At 71.3% G+C, this 12,290-nt stretch carries 13 protein-coding genes; 5 read left to right on the forward strand and 8 right to left on the reverse strand.

Features of this window, described 5'->3' with window-relative positions; translation table 11 throughout:
- Positions 1 to 110: 110 nt before the first annotated feature.
- Positions 111 to 950, forward strand: coding sequence for an LLM class oxidoreductase (locus AW273_RS29545; RefSeq protein ID WP_062355171.1), 840 nt, complete (start codon positions 111 to 113; stop codon positions 948 to 950).
- Here the strand turns inward: AW273_RS29545 and AW273_RS29550 are convergent.
- Both AW273_RS29550 and AW273_RS29555 read right to left on the reverse strand, forming a co-directional pair.
- On the reverse strand, positions 947 to 1,318 hold the full coding sequence (locus tag AW273_RS29550; protein WP_062355174.1) for a hypothetical protein: 372 nt from the start codon (positions 1,316 to 1,318) through the stop codon (positions 947 to 949). The genes AW273_RS29545 and AW273_RS29550 overlap by 4 nt on opposite strands.
- A 1-nt stretch (position 1,319) precedes the next feature.
- On the reverse strand, positions 1,320 to 1,814 hold the full coding sequence (locus AW273_RS29555; protein ID WP_062355178.1) for a beta-class carbonic anhydrase: 495 nt from the start codon (positions 1,812 to 1,814) through the stop codon (positions 1,320 to 1,322).
- Between the two features lie 133 nt (positions 1,815 to 1,947).
- On the opposite strand from AW273_RS29555, the gene AW273_RS29560 reads away from it, so the two are divergent.
- A complete protein-coding gene (locus AW273_RS29560) occupies positions 1,948 to 4,683 on the forward strand; it encodes an alpha/beta hydrolase (protein ID WP_062355181.1) in 2,736 nt (911 codons plus the stop codon).
- On the opposite strand, the gene AW273_RS29565 is transcribed toward AW273_RS29560, so the two are convergent.
- The gene (locus AW273_RS29565; protein WP_062355194.1) at positions 4,644 to 5,333 is read right to left on the reverse strand and encodes a GNAT family N-acetyltransferase; all 690 of its coding nucleotides are present in this window, start codon (positions 5,331 to 5,333) and stop codon (positions 4,644 to 4,646) included. The genes AW273_RS29560 and AW273_RS29565 overlap by 40 nt on opposite strands.
- A gap of 48 nt (positions 5,334 to 5,381) precedes the next feature.
- Positions 5,382 to 5,918: a GNAT family N-acetyltransferase gene (locus AW273_RS29570; protein WP_062355197.1), complete on the reverse strand. Its 537-nt coding sequence runs from the start codon at positions 5,916 to 5,918 to the stop codon at positions 5,382 to 5,384.
- A 109-nt stretch (positions 5,919 to 6,027) separates the two neighbouring features.
- Here AW273_RS29570 and AW273_RS29575 point away from each other — a divergent pair, with 109 nt between their 5' ends.
- Positions 6,028 to 6,579, forward strand: a complete 552-nt coding sequence (locus tag AW273_RS29575) for a 1,2-dihydroxy-3-keto-5-methylthiopentene dioxygenase (protein WP_062355200.1) — start codon at positions 6,028 to 6,030, stop codon at positions 6,577 to 6,579.
- On the opposite strand, the gene AW273_RS29580 is transcribed toward AW273_RS29575, so the two are convergent.
- From AW273_RS29580 to AW273_RS29590, 3 genes are all read right to left on the reverse strand, one after another.
- Entirely contained in the window at positions 6,563 to 7,897 is a 1,335-nt protein-coding gene (locus AW273_RS29580) for an NAD(P)/FAD-dependent oxidoreductase (protein ID WP_062355203.1), read from the reverse strand. The genes AW273_RS29575 and AW273_RS29580 overlap by 17 nt on opposite strands.
- A 19-nt stretch (positions 7,898 to 7,916) precedes the next feature.
- Positions 7,917 to 8,339 (reverse strand): ATP-binding protein, encoded by a 423-nt coding sequence (locus AW273_RS29585; protein WP_062355206.1) that lies wholly within the window; start codon positions 8,337 to 8,339, stop codon positions 7,917 to 7,919.
- A gap of 101 nt (positions 8,340 to 8,440) precedes the next feature.
- Complete coding sequence (locus AW273_RS29590; protein ID WP_062355209.1) at positions 8,441 to 9,208, reverse strand: SigB/SigF/SigG family RNA polymerase sigma factor; 768 nt, start codon at positions 9,206 to 9,208, stop codon at positions 8,441 to 8,443.
- A gap of 185 nt (positions 9,209 to 9,393) precedes the next feature.
- Here AW273_RS29590 and AW273_RS29595 point away from each other — a divergent pair, with 185 nt between their 5' ends.
- Positions 9,394 to 9,735 (forward strand): STAS domain-containing protein, encoded by a 342-nt coding sequence (locus AW273_RS29595; RefSeq protein ID WP_232327662.1) that lies wholly within the window; start codon positions 9,394 to 9,396, stop codon positions 9,733 to 9,735.
- Positions 9,736 to 9,742: 7 nt separating this feature from the next.
- On the opposite strand, the gene AW273_RS29600 is transcribed toward AW273_RS29595, so the two are convergent.
- Positions 9,743 to 10,438 (reverse strand): GAF and ANTAR domain-containing protein, encoded by a 696-nt coding sequence (locus tag AW273_RS29600; protein WP_231515257.1) that lies wholly within the window; start codon positions 10,436 to 10,438, stop codon positions 9,743 to 9,745.
- A 68-nt stretch (positions 10,439 to 10,506) separates the two neighbouring features.
- Here AW273_RS29600 and AW273_RS29605 point away from each other — a divergent pair, with 68 nt between their 5' ends.
- Positions 10,507 to 12,282 (forward strand): SpoIIE family protein phosphatase, encoded by a 1,776-nt coding sequence (locus AW273_RS29605; RefSeq protein ID WP_062355216.1) that lies wholly within the window; start codon positions 10,507 to 10,509, stop codon positions 12,280 to 12,282.
- Positions 12,283 to 12,290 lie beyond the last annotated feature (8 nt).

Here is a 12,290-nt window from a genome sequence, read left to right on the forward strand (position 1 = left end):
TCGGGATGTCTGAAGCTCAGCACAGGCGGACATTTCCGTCAAGTCCTACTTGTTAAGTGGGAAATTATTCCCTACTATTCCTGTAGGAAAAGTCCGTTCGAGGAGACCTCATGACTCTGCATCTGGCCGCCGCCCTCGACGGCGCCGGGTGGCATCCCGCCGCCTGGCGTGCCGAGGGCGCGAGCCCCGACGCCCTGTTCACCGCCGCCTACTGGACCTACCTGGTCCAGGAGGCCGAGCGAGGGCTGCTCGACTTCGTCACCTTCGAGGACACCATCCGGATGCGGACCTGTCCGGGCGACGAGGTGACCGGCCCGCTCGACGCCATGCTCCTGGCCACGGCGACCGCCCCGCTGACGTCCCGGATCGGGCTCGTCCCGGCGGCGAGCGGCGCCACCGCGGCCGCCGGGCTCGCCGCCCTCGACCGGGTCGGCCCCGGCCGCGCGGGCTGGCACACCTCCGGCGAACTGCGCCCCCGGTTGTCCGGACGCCCCCTGGTGACGACGCTGGCCGGCCCCGGCCTGCCGGTGGAGGTCGCGGCCCGCGCCGCCGACGTCGTGTTCGTCACCCCGCACGACCGCAGGGAGGCCGCCGGGCTGGCCGAGCGGGCCCGGCGGGCCGCGCCCGGCGTGACGGTGCTGGCCGACCTGGTCGTGTTCCTGGACGGCGCCGGCCAGAAGGACCGCCTCGACGACCTCGACGGCGCCGCCTTCGAGAGCGACGCCCACGTGTACTCCGGCTCGGCGACGGGGCTCGCCCACCTGCTGCTCGACTGGCGGGCGGCAGGGGTCGACGGCTTCCGGTTGCGGCCGGGCGTGCTCCCCCACGACCTGCGGTCGATCACCCGCCACCTGGTGCCCGCGTTGCGGGCCAGGGGCACGTTCCGCTCGGCCTACCCGGCGGGCGACCTGCGGGCCCGGTTCACCGAGCGGTACGCGCGGGTGTCCTAGACGAACTCCTGGCGGGGCGGCGTGACCGGCAGCCGCCCCACCTCGGCGGCGACGCCGAGGATGCGGGCGCGGGCCTCGGCCACGGCCGAGGCGGGGGCGTCGCCGTCGATCGCGCCCGCGGCCTCCGACAACGACAGGACCGCCTCGCGCAGCCGGGCGCGCAGTGAGTCGCTCTCGCGCCCGAGCGACGCCAGCCGGCCTTCGGCCGTGCCGAGCTCGATGGCCGCCGACAACACCTGGGCGAGCAACCCGGCCGACGCGCCGCGCCACTCCGCCAGCAGCCGTGTCCTGCGGTTTCGCGCCTCCGCGGGATCGGCGGCGGCGAGGAGGCGCAGCTCGCGCGTCAGGGTCCGGGTCGCGGGGGACATCTCAGGCCTTCACCTCGCGCAGGCGGCCGGTCTCGACCTCGTACACGAAACCCCGGACCGACTCCTTCCGGGGGATGAACGGGTCGGCGAGGATACGGCCGATCGACTGCCGGACGTCCTCCTCCGCGTCGGGGAAGGCCTCGGCGGACCAGTCGGGCCGCAGGCCCGTCTCGGCGCGGATCGACTCCTTGAAGCCGTCGTCGGTGAAGGTGACCATTCCACAGTCGGTGTGGTGGATCAGGATGATCTCGGTGGTGCCGAGGAGTCGCTGGGAGATGGCGAGCGAGCGCCGTTCGTCGGCGGTGACCACTCCCCCGGCGTTGCGGATGACGTGGGCGTCGCCCTCGGTCAGGCCGAGCAGTCCGTAGACGTTGAGTCGGGCGTCCATGCAGGCCAGCACGGCGACGCCCAGCGCGGGGGGCAGCGGGAGCGCGCCCTTGTCGAAGCCGGCGGCGTAGGTCTCGGCGTTGGCCAGGAGCCGGTCGGTGACGGTCATGGCAGCCACAGTTGCCTACAATTCCTACAGAGTCAATAGGAAATTACGGCGAAACATGATCAGGAGCTTGCGGTAACAAACCGCCCATACCGTCCGAATCGCAACACCCGGCTCGTACGAGTAAGGCTCCCCCTTGCGCAACTCCCTCCGCGGCACGGCCGCATTGATGTCCCTGGCCTGCCTGACCACGTTCACCGCCGCCCCCGCCTCCGCCTCCACCGAGGAGGACTGGAGCGTCGACCGCGTGGCGGGCGGTTACAAGGTCACCCTGAACCTGGACGAGAAGCTCCCGATCGACTCGAGCGCCCCCTCGCTGCTCGCCGACGGGAAGGTGCTCGGCCCGGCCACCGAGTCGGCCGACGGGAAGTCCCTCTTCCTCGTCACCGCCGACCCGGCCGTCGCCTCGGCCGGCGAGATCACCACCGACGTGCTCGACGCGCCCCCGGCCGCGACGGCGCGGGCGGCGGCCACCCTCGCCGAGGTCCAGAAGACCCTGCTCCCGGACGACCCCTCGACGACGGGACCGTTCCAGGTCAAGGAGGGCGTGTACGACTTCGGCGACCAGGCGATCCCGCTGCTCAACATCGGCGGCATCCGCGGCGAGCTCACCGGCAAGATCTACCTGCCGGTCTCCCGCGAGCGGAAGCCGCTCGTGATCTTCCTGCACGGCCGCCACACCTCCTGCTACGGCACCGGGGCCACCAACCCCAATCGCTGGCCGTGCAAACCGTCGCCCGACAGCACCTCGCAGCGCGCCACGATCCCCAGCTACATCGGCTACGACCTGCCGGCCCGCGCCCTCGCGAGCAACGGCTACGCCGTCGTGTCGATCTCGGCCAACGCGATCAACTCCAACGACAACCAGCTCGCCGCCGACTACGGCGCGCAGGCCCGCGGCCAGCTGATCCTCGACACGCTGACCATGCTGGAGAACGCCGACGACGGCGACCCGGTCGAGTACCACGACGCCTTCACGGGCCGTGACGTCACGCTGGCCCAGGCGCTGACGGGCGCGGTGACCCCGGCCGACCTGAAGCGGGCGTTCGACTTCCAGAACGTCGGCATCATGGGCCACTCGCGGGGTGGCGAGGGCGTGGTCGCGGCGGCCACGCTGAACGACGCGCTGCCGCTCTACCGGCAGTTCGGCATCAAGGCGGTGCTCCCGCTGGCGCCGGTCGACTATGACCGCATCTCGCTGCCCAACACCGTGACGGCCACGATCCTCCCGTACTGCGACGGCGACGTGGAGAACCTCATGGGCCAGCACATCGTGGACGACTCCCGGCACGGCTTCGACGACAACGTGCTGCGCTCGGCCGTGCTGACCCAGGGCGCCAACCACAACTTCTTCAACACGATCTGGACCCCGGGCCTGTTCCCGGCCAGCACCGGCGACGACTGGTCGGTCGGCGGCAACGGCGCCAACGACCCGGTCTGCAACCCTGCCGCGGCCACGACCCTGCGCCTGACCGCGCCGCAGCAGGAGAAGGTCGGCGCGGTCTACATGGCGGGCTTCTTCCGGCTCGTGCTCGGCGACGAGAAGCGGTTCCTGCCGCTGTTCGACGGCTCATCCGTCTCGGTGCCGTCGATCGCCTTCTCGGACGTGACCAGCGCCGCCACCCAGCCCGCCGCCTCGCGCACGGACCTGGCGACCTTCGAGAAGCCCGAGGCGAACGTCTCGGTCACCGGCGAGGCCGCGCTCTGCTCCAGCATGGGCGGCAACGGCGGCCTCCAGATCCCGCAGGACCAGCCGTTCTGCGCGACCGCGACCAACCAGGCCGCGCTCCCCCACTGGTCGCCCGCGACGTGGGCGTTCAACATCCCGTCGTCGCCGATGATGCGCCTGAAGTCGGGCACCGTCACCGTGGCGACCAGCGCCGACCTGTCCGGGTACGAGCAGCTGTCGGTCAAGGTCGCCGCCGACGAGACCGTGGCCACCTCCACCGACGTCACGATCACCGTCACCGACGGCGCCGGCAAGACCTGGTCGTCGCCGGTCTCGGCACTCAACTCCCGGGCCGTCACCCGGCTGCCCGGCTCCACCTCGGCCTGGCTGAAGAAGATCATCCTCCAGCAGGTCACCATCCCGCTCAGCACGACGGGCCTGAACCTGAAGGACGTCCGCCAGGTCTCCTTCACCGGTACGGGCGTCTACCTGTCCGACCTGTCGGCCGAGAACCGGGCGGTCGGCGCCCGGGTCCCCAAGCAGCAGGTCGCGGTGGACGTCGCGCCGGCCCGGGTCGACGAAGGTTCCGGCCCGGGCACGGCGTCGATCGCCGTGGCGCTGTCAGCCCCCGCCGACCACGAGGTGACCGGCTACGTCAGCGTCTTCGGCTCGGCCACCGGCCGCGCCGGGATCTCGATGAAGAAGGTCACGTTCGCCCCCGGCCAGACCTGCGTGACGGTCCAGGCGGGCACCCTCGGCGACACGGTCGCGACCGGCACGGCGTCCACGTCGTTCAAGGTCTCGGTCACCAACACGGCCGGCGCGGTCATGGGCGACGGGGGCTTCGGCACCCTGACCGTCCGCGAGGACGACGGCAACGTCACCACCCCTGCCTACGGCAAGCCCGGCGACGCGTGCGCCGAGTACCTCGCCTCGCTCAAGCCGGGCAACCTCATCGTGACGAACGCGGTCGTCGCGGGCGGCTCGAACCCGGTGACGGCGAGCGGCTACCGGGCCGGTGAGAGCGTGCAGTTCACCCTGGACGGCGCGGTCCTCGGCCGCGCGGTCGCCGACGCGTCCGGCACGGTCACGTTCACCGTGGCGATCCCGGCCGGCACCCCCGCGGGGAAGGTCACGATCAGCGGCGTCGGCGCGGGCTCGGGCTACACCGCCTCGGCGGTGTCCCGGGTCAGGGCCTCCTGAGGACGCAGCACCCGGAACGTCACCTCGCGGGTGACGGTGAAGCCGAGTGACTCGTACAACCGGATCGCATTGACGTTGGCGGTGGCGGCGTGCAGGAACGGCCGCTCGCCCCGGGCGCGAACGCCCGCCACCACCGCCGACACCAGCCGCGACGCCAGACCCCGCCCCCGGTGGGCGGGGTCGGTGCACACGGCGCTGATCTCGGTCCACCCGGGGACCCTCAGCCGCTCCCCCGCCATCGCGATCAGCCGGCCCTCCTCACGGAGGCCCAGGTAGAGGCCCATCTCGATGGTCCGCGCCGCGAACGGCCCCGGCTGGGTGCGCGCCACCAGGTCGAGCATCTCGGGCACGTCGCCCGGCCCCAGCACGCTCAGCCCGGGGTCGGCGGCCCCGGCCACGGCGCCACCCTCCATCTGGACGCCGGGCAACTCCAGGAACGTCTCCCAGCCGCTGGCCGCCGCGCCCCGGTTGGTCGTCAGCACCTGGCCGTCGAGGTCGGCCCAGTCGCCGGGCGTGAACGCGTCGGGCACCGCCGCGAAGGGCGACACGTCAAGGGGATAACGCCTGGTCCGGCCGCTGACGACGGCGAAATGGGCGTGCGGCCCGGTCAGGGCGGCCCAGACGGGGTTGGCGAGGATGTCGGTTTCCACCGCTCCATGATGGCCCGATGAGGCCGTCGAGCGGGCCTGGCGGTTCTTCTACGGGGCGTGGACCAGGCCCCACTCGTGCGACAGGGCCGAGTAGGTCACGACGTCGTGCCAGCGTCCCCGGGTCCGGAACACCTGGCGGAGTGTGGCCTCCGGCCGCAGCCCCGCGTCGAGCATGATGCGCTCCATCAGGACCTGGTCACGGCGGTGGGCGGCCCAGATCCGGTGGATGCCGAGGTGGGTGAAGGCGTACTCGATGAGCAGGCGGCCCGCCTGGGCGCCGCGGCCCTGGATCGGCGAGCCGGGCAGCAGCACCAGGCCGGTGATCATGGCGTTGCTGCCGTAGTCCTCCAGCAGCAGCCCGATCAGCCCGTGGACGGCCTCGCCGTCGGGTTCGGTGACGGCCAGGGTGATGCGCCGGTCGGAGCGCAGCCCGGCCAGGAAGGTGGCCCGCGCCCGGTCCTCGTCCATGCGGTCGACGCCCAGATAGCGGGTGAGGACGGCGCTCGTGTAGATCTGCGTGTAGACCTTCAGGTCGCCGGGCCGCAGGCTGCGGAGCCGGACGTCGCGTCCGCACAGATCGATCATCGGACGCGTCCTCCCAGGTCGGCGAAGTGTGTTGTCATGATCACGGAGCGTAGCAAATGCCGTGATCATGCTATGGCGATCACCGGGCCGTGGTGGTTCCCTGGGAGGCATGACCTATCTCACCGTCTACGGCGAAGACGCCGAGCTCCTGCAGCGGACCGAGAACCCGGCCGAGATCGCCGCCGTCCTGAGCGGGATCGGCGTCGACCTGCGCCACTGGGACGTCGTGGCGACCGGCCCGACCGCCGACGACGTGCTGGCGGCGTACGCCGAGCAGATCGCCGAGGTCAACGCCGAGGAGAGCTACACGTTCGTCGACGTCGTCCAGCTCGGTCCCGACGCCGACCCCGAGGTCGCCGCCGGGGCGCGGGCGAAGTTCCTCGACGAGCACACCCACGACGACGACGAGGTCCGCTTCTTCGCCCGCGGCGCCGGGATCTTCTACCTGCACGTGAACGGCAGGGTCCACGCCGTGCTGTGTGAGGCGGGCGACCTGCTGAGCGTGCCGGCGAAGACCACCCACTGGTTCGACATGGGCACCCGTCCCGACTTCTGCGCGATCCGCTTCTTCCACGACGACGACGGCTGGGTCGGCGACTTCACCGGCGACGCCATCTCGTCGCGGATCCCCGACTTCGACACGATCACCGCCGGGCGTTAGCGGTCTCCTCCTGGCTCCTGCTGGCGAACTCGAACTCCTCGCGGGGCCGGGCCAGCGCGCCCAGGGCGACGACCTCGCGCTTGAAGAACAGCGCCAGCGTCCAGTCCATCAGGATGCGGGCCTTCCGGTTGAAGGTCGGCATCCGGGTCAGGTGGTAGGTCCGGTGCATGAACCAGGCCGGGAAGCCGCGCACCTGGAGGCCGTAGACGTTCGCGACCCCCTTGTGCAGCCCGAGCGAGGCGACCGAACCCACGTTCTTGTGCCGGTAGGGCGTGCGCCTGCGGCCGCGCATGGTCGCGATCAGGTTGTCGGCGAGCCGCCTGCTCTGCCTGACGGCGTGCTGGGCGTTCGGCGGGCAGTACTCGCCGGGCCGGGTCAGGTCGGGGACCGCCGCGCAGTCCCCGGCCGCGAACGCGAAGTCGGTGCCGTCGACGAGGAGTTCGGCCGAGGTCGCCACCCGGCCCCGGTCGCCCGTCGGCAGGTGCCGGACCAGCGGGTTGGCCGTCACCCCGGCCGTCCAGACCAGCGTCTCGCACGGGATCGACTCGCCGTCGTCGAGGACCACGACGTCGTGCTCGATCGCCTTGACGCGCGTGTCGAGCCGCACGTCGATGCCGCGCCGGCGCAGCTCGTCGGTGGTCCAGGTGCCCAGCTCCGGCCCCACCTCGGGCAGGATGTGGTCGCTGGCCTCGACCAGGACCCAGCGCATCGAGTCGCGGCTGATGCCGTGGAAGTAGCGGCACGCGTCGGCCGTCATGTCCTCCAGCTCGGCCAGCGCCTCCACCCCGGCGTAGCCGCCCCCGACGAAGACGAAGGTGAGCGCGCGGGCCCGGACCTCCGGATCGTCGGTCGAGGCGGCCGTGTCGAGCTTGCCGAGGATGTGGTTGCGCAGGTGGGTGGCCTCTTCTACGGTCTTGAAGCCGATGCCGTACTCGGCCAGGCCGGGGATCGGCAGCGTCTTGGTGATCGACCCGGGACAGAAGATCAGATAGTCGTAGTCGAGCACCCGCTCGGGCCCCTCCATGGGCGCGAACCGGGCCGACTTCCCCGCCAGGTCGATGTCGCAGATCCGGCCGCCGAGGATCCGGCAGCGGGGCAGCACCCGGCGCAGCGACACCACCACATGCCGGGGCTCCAGGTTTCCCGCCGCCGCCTCAGGGAGGAACGGCTGATAGGTCATGTACGAGTCGAGGTCGGCGATGGTGATGCCGACTCTGCCCTGTTTGAGCTCCCTGCGCAGCCTGCGCTGGAGCCGGAGGGCGGCGTACATGCCGACGCTTCCCCCGCCGACCACCAGAATTCTGGATGAAGGGGTCATTCCAGACCCGTACCCCACCTCAGAGGGGGAAACGCATCACCACGGTCGACCCCGTTTCGCCGGTCACCACGCGCATGTCGCTGCTGAGCCGCCGGGCCACCCACAGGCCCATCCCGCTCGTCGCGTTCTCACGCGGCGGGGTGAAGCCCGGGGGCGACTCCGACGACAGATGCCAGTGCCGGCCCTCGTCGTGGACGTCGGCGACGAGGAAACCGGGCTCGAACGAGATCTTCAGCCGCGCCTTGGTGGCGCCGTGGGTGACGGCGTTGGTGGTGACCTCGTTGAGGGCGACGAGAAAGTCGTTCACCCGGTCTTCCGGCATCCCCCCACGTCGGGCCAGCGCAGCCGCGAACTCCCGCACGTCGGGCAGATCGGCGAGGGAGAACGTGATCTCCTTCGCGGCACCCGGTGCGGGAGGCGGCGCGACGCCGTCCTCGTTCACCCGCTAACGCCTTCCAGTAGTGGCGGCACTCCGAAGAAAGATACCCCGGGTCATCACGGCAGGTTGCCCGATATCCCGGAGAATCGGGTCGAAAACCGCCATTAGGCGACAAGCTCCGCACGCAACTGGTCGAGAACCTTCCGCAGAATCCGCGACACATGCATCTGGGAGATGTCGAACTCGGCGGCGATCTCCGCCTGCGTCATGTTGCCATAGAACCGTAGCAGCAGGATGTTCTTCTCCCGCTCCGGCAGCTCGTCGATGAGCGGCTTGACCGCCTCGCGGTCGATGAGGGTGGCCAGACTGTCGTCGCTGTCGGGGATCACCTCGCCCAGGGCGGCCGCGTCGTCGTCGGCGCCCATCGGCGCGTCGAGCGAGAGCGTGCTGTAGGCCGACGAGGCGTCCAGCGTGAGGAGCATGTCCTCCTCGGAGATGCCCATCCGCTCGGCCAGCTCGGCGACGGTCGGGAACCGGCCGTTCTCCTGGGTCATGTCGGCGACCAGGCGGTTGAGCTCCGACCGGCGCTCCTGGTAGATCCGGGGGACGCGGACGGCCCAGGTGCGGTCGCGGAAGTGCCGCTTGACCTCACCGGTCATGGTGACCATCGCGTAGCCGCGGAAGCTGTGGCCGAGGGCGGGGTCGAAGCCGTTGATGGCCTTCATCAGCCCGACGTACGCGGCCTGGAGAAGGTCTTCCATCGGCTCGCCCCGGTGCAGGTAACGCCGGGCGATGTCGCGGGCCATCGGGCGGTGCATCTCGACGATGATCTCGCGCAGCCGGGCGGCGCGCTCGTCGGTGGTGGCGGGCTCGTTCAGCTCGACGAGCAGGTCTTCGGCGGTGACTTCGGCGGCCATCAGGTCGGCAGACATGTCGCTGTCTCCTCAGGGGAAAACGCGAGACCCCTGAAAACGCAGAAAGATCCACGCAGACAGACGTCTCGCTCAAGAAAACGAGACGAAGCCCTCTGCTGGACCTCTTTCGCCATAATGCCCCGAATCGGGGCGTTACACAACTCCCCGGGGAACAGTAAGGTTGCGTCGAAGGAGGCGAGGCGGTGGCAACCCTGACGATGCGCTCGAGTGCCGTGGCGGATTTCGTGGTGATCCACATCGACGGAATCCTCGACGCCACCACACGGGAGCAGTTCTCCGACCACCTCGACGCGGTCGCCGACGACCACGGGCCCGACATGATCCTCGATCTGGGCGGCGTGACGTTCATGGACTCGCGGGCGCTGGGGTTGATCGTCCACCACTGGCAGCGGGCGACCGCGGCGGGCGGCCATTTCGCGCTGGTCAACGTGCAATATCCGGCCTCGAAGGTGATGTGGGTGACCGGCCTCGCGCAGCGGCTGCCCATGTTCGACACCGTCGACGAGGCCGTCGCCGCCGTCTAGTTCCCGTCTAGTTCTTCGCGTTCTTCTGCTGGTGCTCGGTGACCAGCAGCTTCGCCAGGTCGGCGACCTTGACCTGGTGGTGCTGGGAGATCCGGCGCAGTTCGTCGAAGGCCTCCTCGGGGCTGCATCCGCTGGCCTGCATGATGATGCCCTTGGCCTGGTCGATCAGGGCCCGGCCGGCCATCGCCTCCTGCATCTGGGCGGCGCCGGTCAGCACGTCGTCGAACTCCCAGATGTTGGCCAGCGCGACCGTGACCTGCTCGCGCAGCAGCTCGGTCAGCGCCACGTGGTCGGCGAACACCCCCGGCCGCACCCCGTAGAGCCCGATGACGACGATCGCGCCGTCGACCTCGACGGGCAGCACGAGGATCGAGCGCACCCCGTGGCGGACGGCCGCGGCGGCGTAGCGGGGCCAGCGCTGGTCGCGCATCACGTCGGCCACCACGATCGGCCGGCCGCTGCGCAGGGCCTCCCGCGAGGGGCCTTCGCGCAGGTCGCGCTCCCGGTCGCTGACGGCGATGAGTTCGCTGTGGGAGGACGCCAGCAGCACCCGGTCGTCCATCCAGAGCTCGGCGGTGCCGCCCGCGCAGCCGGGCACGCCCCGGGCGATGGCCTCGGTCACCCCGCGGAGCACGCTCTCGGCGGAGGTTCCCTCGGTCACCCGTCCGAGGGCGGCGAGATCACGGGCGAGAATGGGAATCACAGGGAAGACCATTCCCCTAGTTTGGGGTCTAATCATCCGATGACGGATGCGAGAGGGAGCACACACCGGTGACCGACCTGGAGCAGCGGCTGGGCGAGTTCGCGGCGCGCGTCGCCGACCTGCCCCGCAGCCCCGAGCTCGAGACCGCGGAAGGGCTCGTCCGCGACGCCCTGGCCGAGCTGGCCAAGGCGAAACGGCGGCGTGACGGCGGCCCCCAGCGCGAGCAGAAACTGCTCCGGCAGATCTACCGCACCCTCCCGATCCCGGTGATCGTGATGGACACCGGCGGGACCGTCCGCCGGATCAACAACGAGACCACCCGGCTGCTGGGCAGCCCGGCCGGATATCTGATCGGCCGGGCGTTCCCGCTGCTCATCGAGTCGTCCCGGCGGGCCACCTTCCGGGCGCGGTTCGCCGAGGCGCTGCGCAGCGAGGAGAGCACCACCTTCGAGACGCGGCTGGCCCACCAGGGCCGGGCCCACACGGTCCGGATGGTGCTGAGCCGCCTGCGCATGCCCGGCGAGCCGCAGGAGATGGTCGCCGCCGTCGCCCTGCCCACCGACGTGCAGCTCACCGGCCCCGACAGCGGGAAGGACACGCCCGACGAGTCGCTGTTCCTGGAGGCCGCCCGCCGCCACGAGCTGTCGGCCCAGCTCACCCGGCTGCTGCTCGACGACGAGAGCCTCCGCGAGCCGGTGGCGCTGATCCGCGCGGCCCGGCTGCTGGGCGCCGAGACGGCCGACTGGGTGATCGCCGACATGGTCCGCGACGGCGGCCTCCACCGCGCCGCCGTGATCGCGCCGTCGACCCAGCCGGTGGCCAAGCTCCAGCGGGCGATCGAGGCCCGCGACCCGGCCGACGCGCCGCTGGTGGCCCGGGTGCTGGCCACGCGCAGCGGGGTCGTCCACGAGATGCTCAGCGACGACGGCGTGCTCGGCGCCGACGTGCTGACCCAGATGAAGGCCGGTTCCCTGCTCTCGGTCCCCATCCAGGCCGACGACGAGGTCGCGGGGGTGCTGACGCTCGTACGGCTGAGAGACCGGCCCCCCTTCGGCCTGGCCGACCTGGGGCTCCTGGAGGAGATCGGCAACCACCTGGGGCTGGCCCTGCGGGCCCAGCGCAGCTTCCAGCGCAGCTCCAACGCCGCCGACGCGCTGCGCAGCGGCGTGCTCCCCCGGTCGCTGCCCGAGGTCGCCGGGTTCGAGACGGCCGCGATCTACCACCCCGGTTCGGCCATGCGGGCGATCGGCGGGGAGTTCTACGACGTCTTCCCGATGAAGGGCGGCTGGGGCTTCGTCATCGGCGGCGCGGCCGGGCGCGGCGAGGAGGCCGCCTCGGTGACCTCGCTGGTCCGCAACGGCGTGCGGGTGCTGAGCGCCTTCGAGCGCGACCCCGGAGAGGCCCTCCGCAAGGTCAACGACGCCCTGCTGGCCCAGCACACCGGCCTGTTCGTGATGGCCGCCGCCGGATTCGTGCGCGGCCGGAAGGTCCGCCTGGCCTCCGCCGGGCACCACCCGGCCGCGCTGCTGCAGCCCGACGGCGGGGTGCGCTTCACCGAGGGCGGCGGGGTGCCGCTCGGCTTCGAGGAGGGCGCCGTGCCGGCCACCGAGGAGCTGACCCTGGCCTCCGGGGAGACGCTGGTGCTCTACTCCGACGGCCTGGTCGGCACCCGCAGCTCGGCCGGGGAGAACTACGGCGAGGCGCGGCTGACCGAGGTGCTCGCGCGCTGCGTCAACCAGCCCCCCTCGGCGGTGGTCAAGGCGATCGAGGAGGACCACCGCGCCTTCTGCGACGACGAGGTCGTCGACGAGGTCACGGTTCTCACCCTGCGTCGTTCCCGCTAGCCTTGCCT

This window comes from Herbidospora yilanensis (assembly GCF_001570565.1).
Taxonomy (GTDB): Bacteria; Actinomycetota; Actinomycetes; order Streptosporangiales; family Streptosporangiaceae; genus Herbidospora; species Herbidospora yilanensis.

Excerpts from the sequence above, each read along its gene's own strand:
- AW273_RS29570 (WP_062355197.1), bottom strand. The coding sequence starts at position 5,918 with ATGATCGATCTGTGCGGACGCGACGTCCGGCTCCGCAGCCTGCGGCCC.
- AW273_RS29575 (WP_062355200.1), top strand. The coding sequence starts at position 6,028 with ATGACCTATCTCACCGTCTACGGCGAAGACGCCGAGCTCCTGCAGCGG.
- AW273_RS29550 (WP_062355174.1), bottom strand. The coding sequence starts at position 1,318 with ATGTCCCCCGCGACCCGGACCCTGACGCGCGAGCTGCGCCTCCTCGCC.
- AW273_RS29545 (WP_062355171.1), top strand. The coding sequence starts at position 111 with ATGACTCTGCATCTGGCCGCCGCCCTCGACGGCGCCGGGTGGCATCCC.
- AW273_RS29590 (WP_062355209.1), bottom strand. The coding sequence starts at position 9,208 with ATGTCTGCCGACCTGATGGCCGCCGAAGTCACCGCCGAAGACCTGCTC.
- AW273_RS29580 (WP_062355203.1), bottom strand. The coding sequence starts at position 7,897 with ATGACCCCTTCATCCAGAATTCTGGTGGTCGGCGGGGGAAGCGTCGGC.
- AW273_RS29555 (WP_062355178.1), bottom strand. The coding sequence starts at position 1,814 with ATGACCGTCACCGACCGGCTCCTGGCCAACGCCGAGACCTACGCCGCC.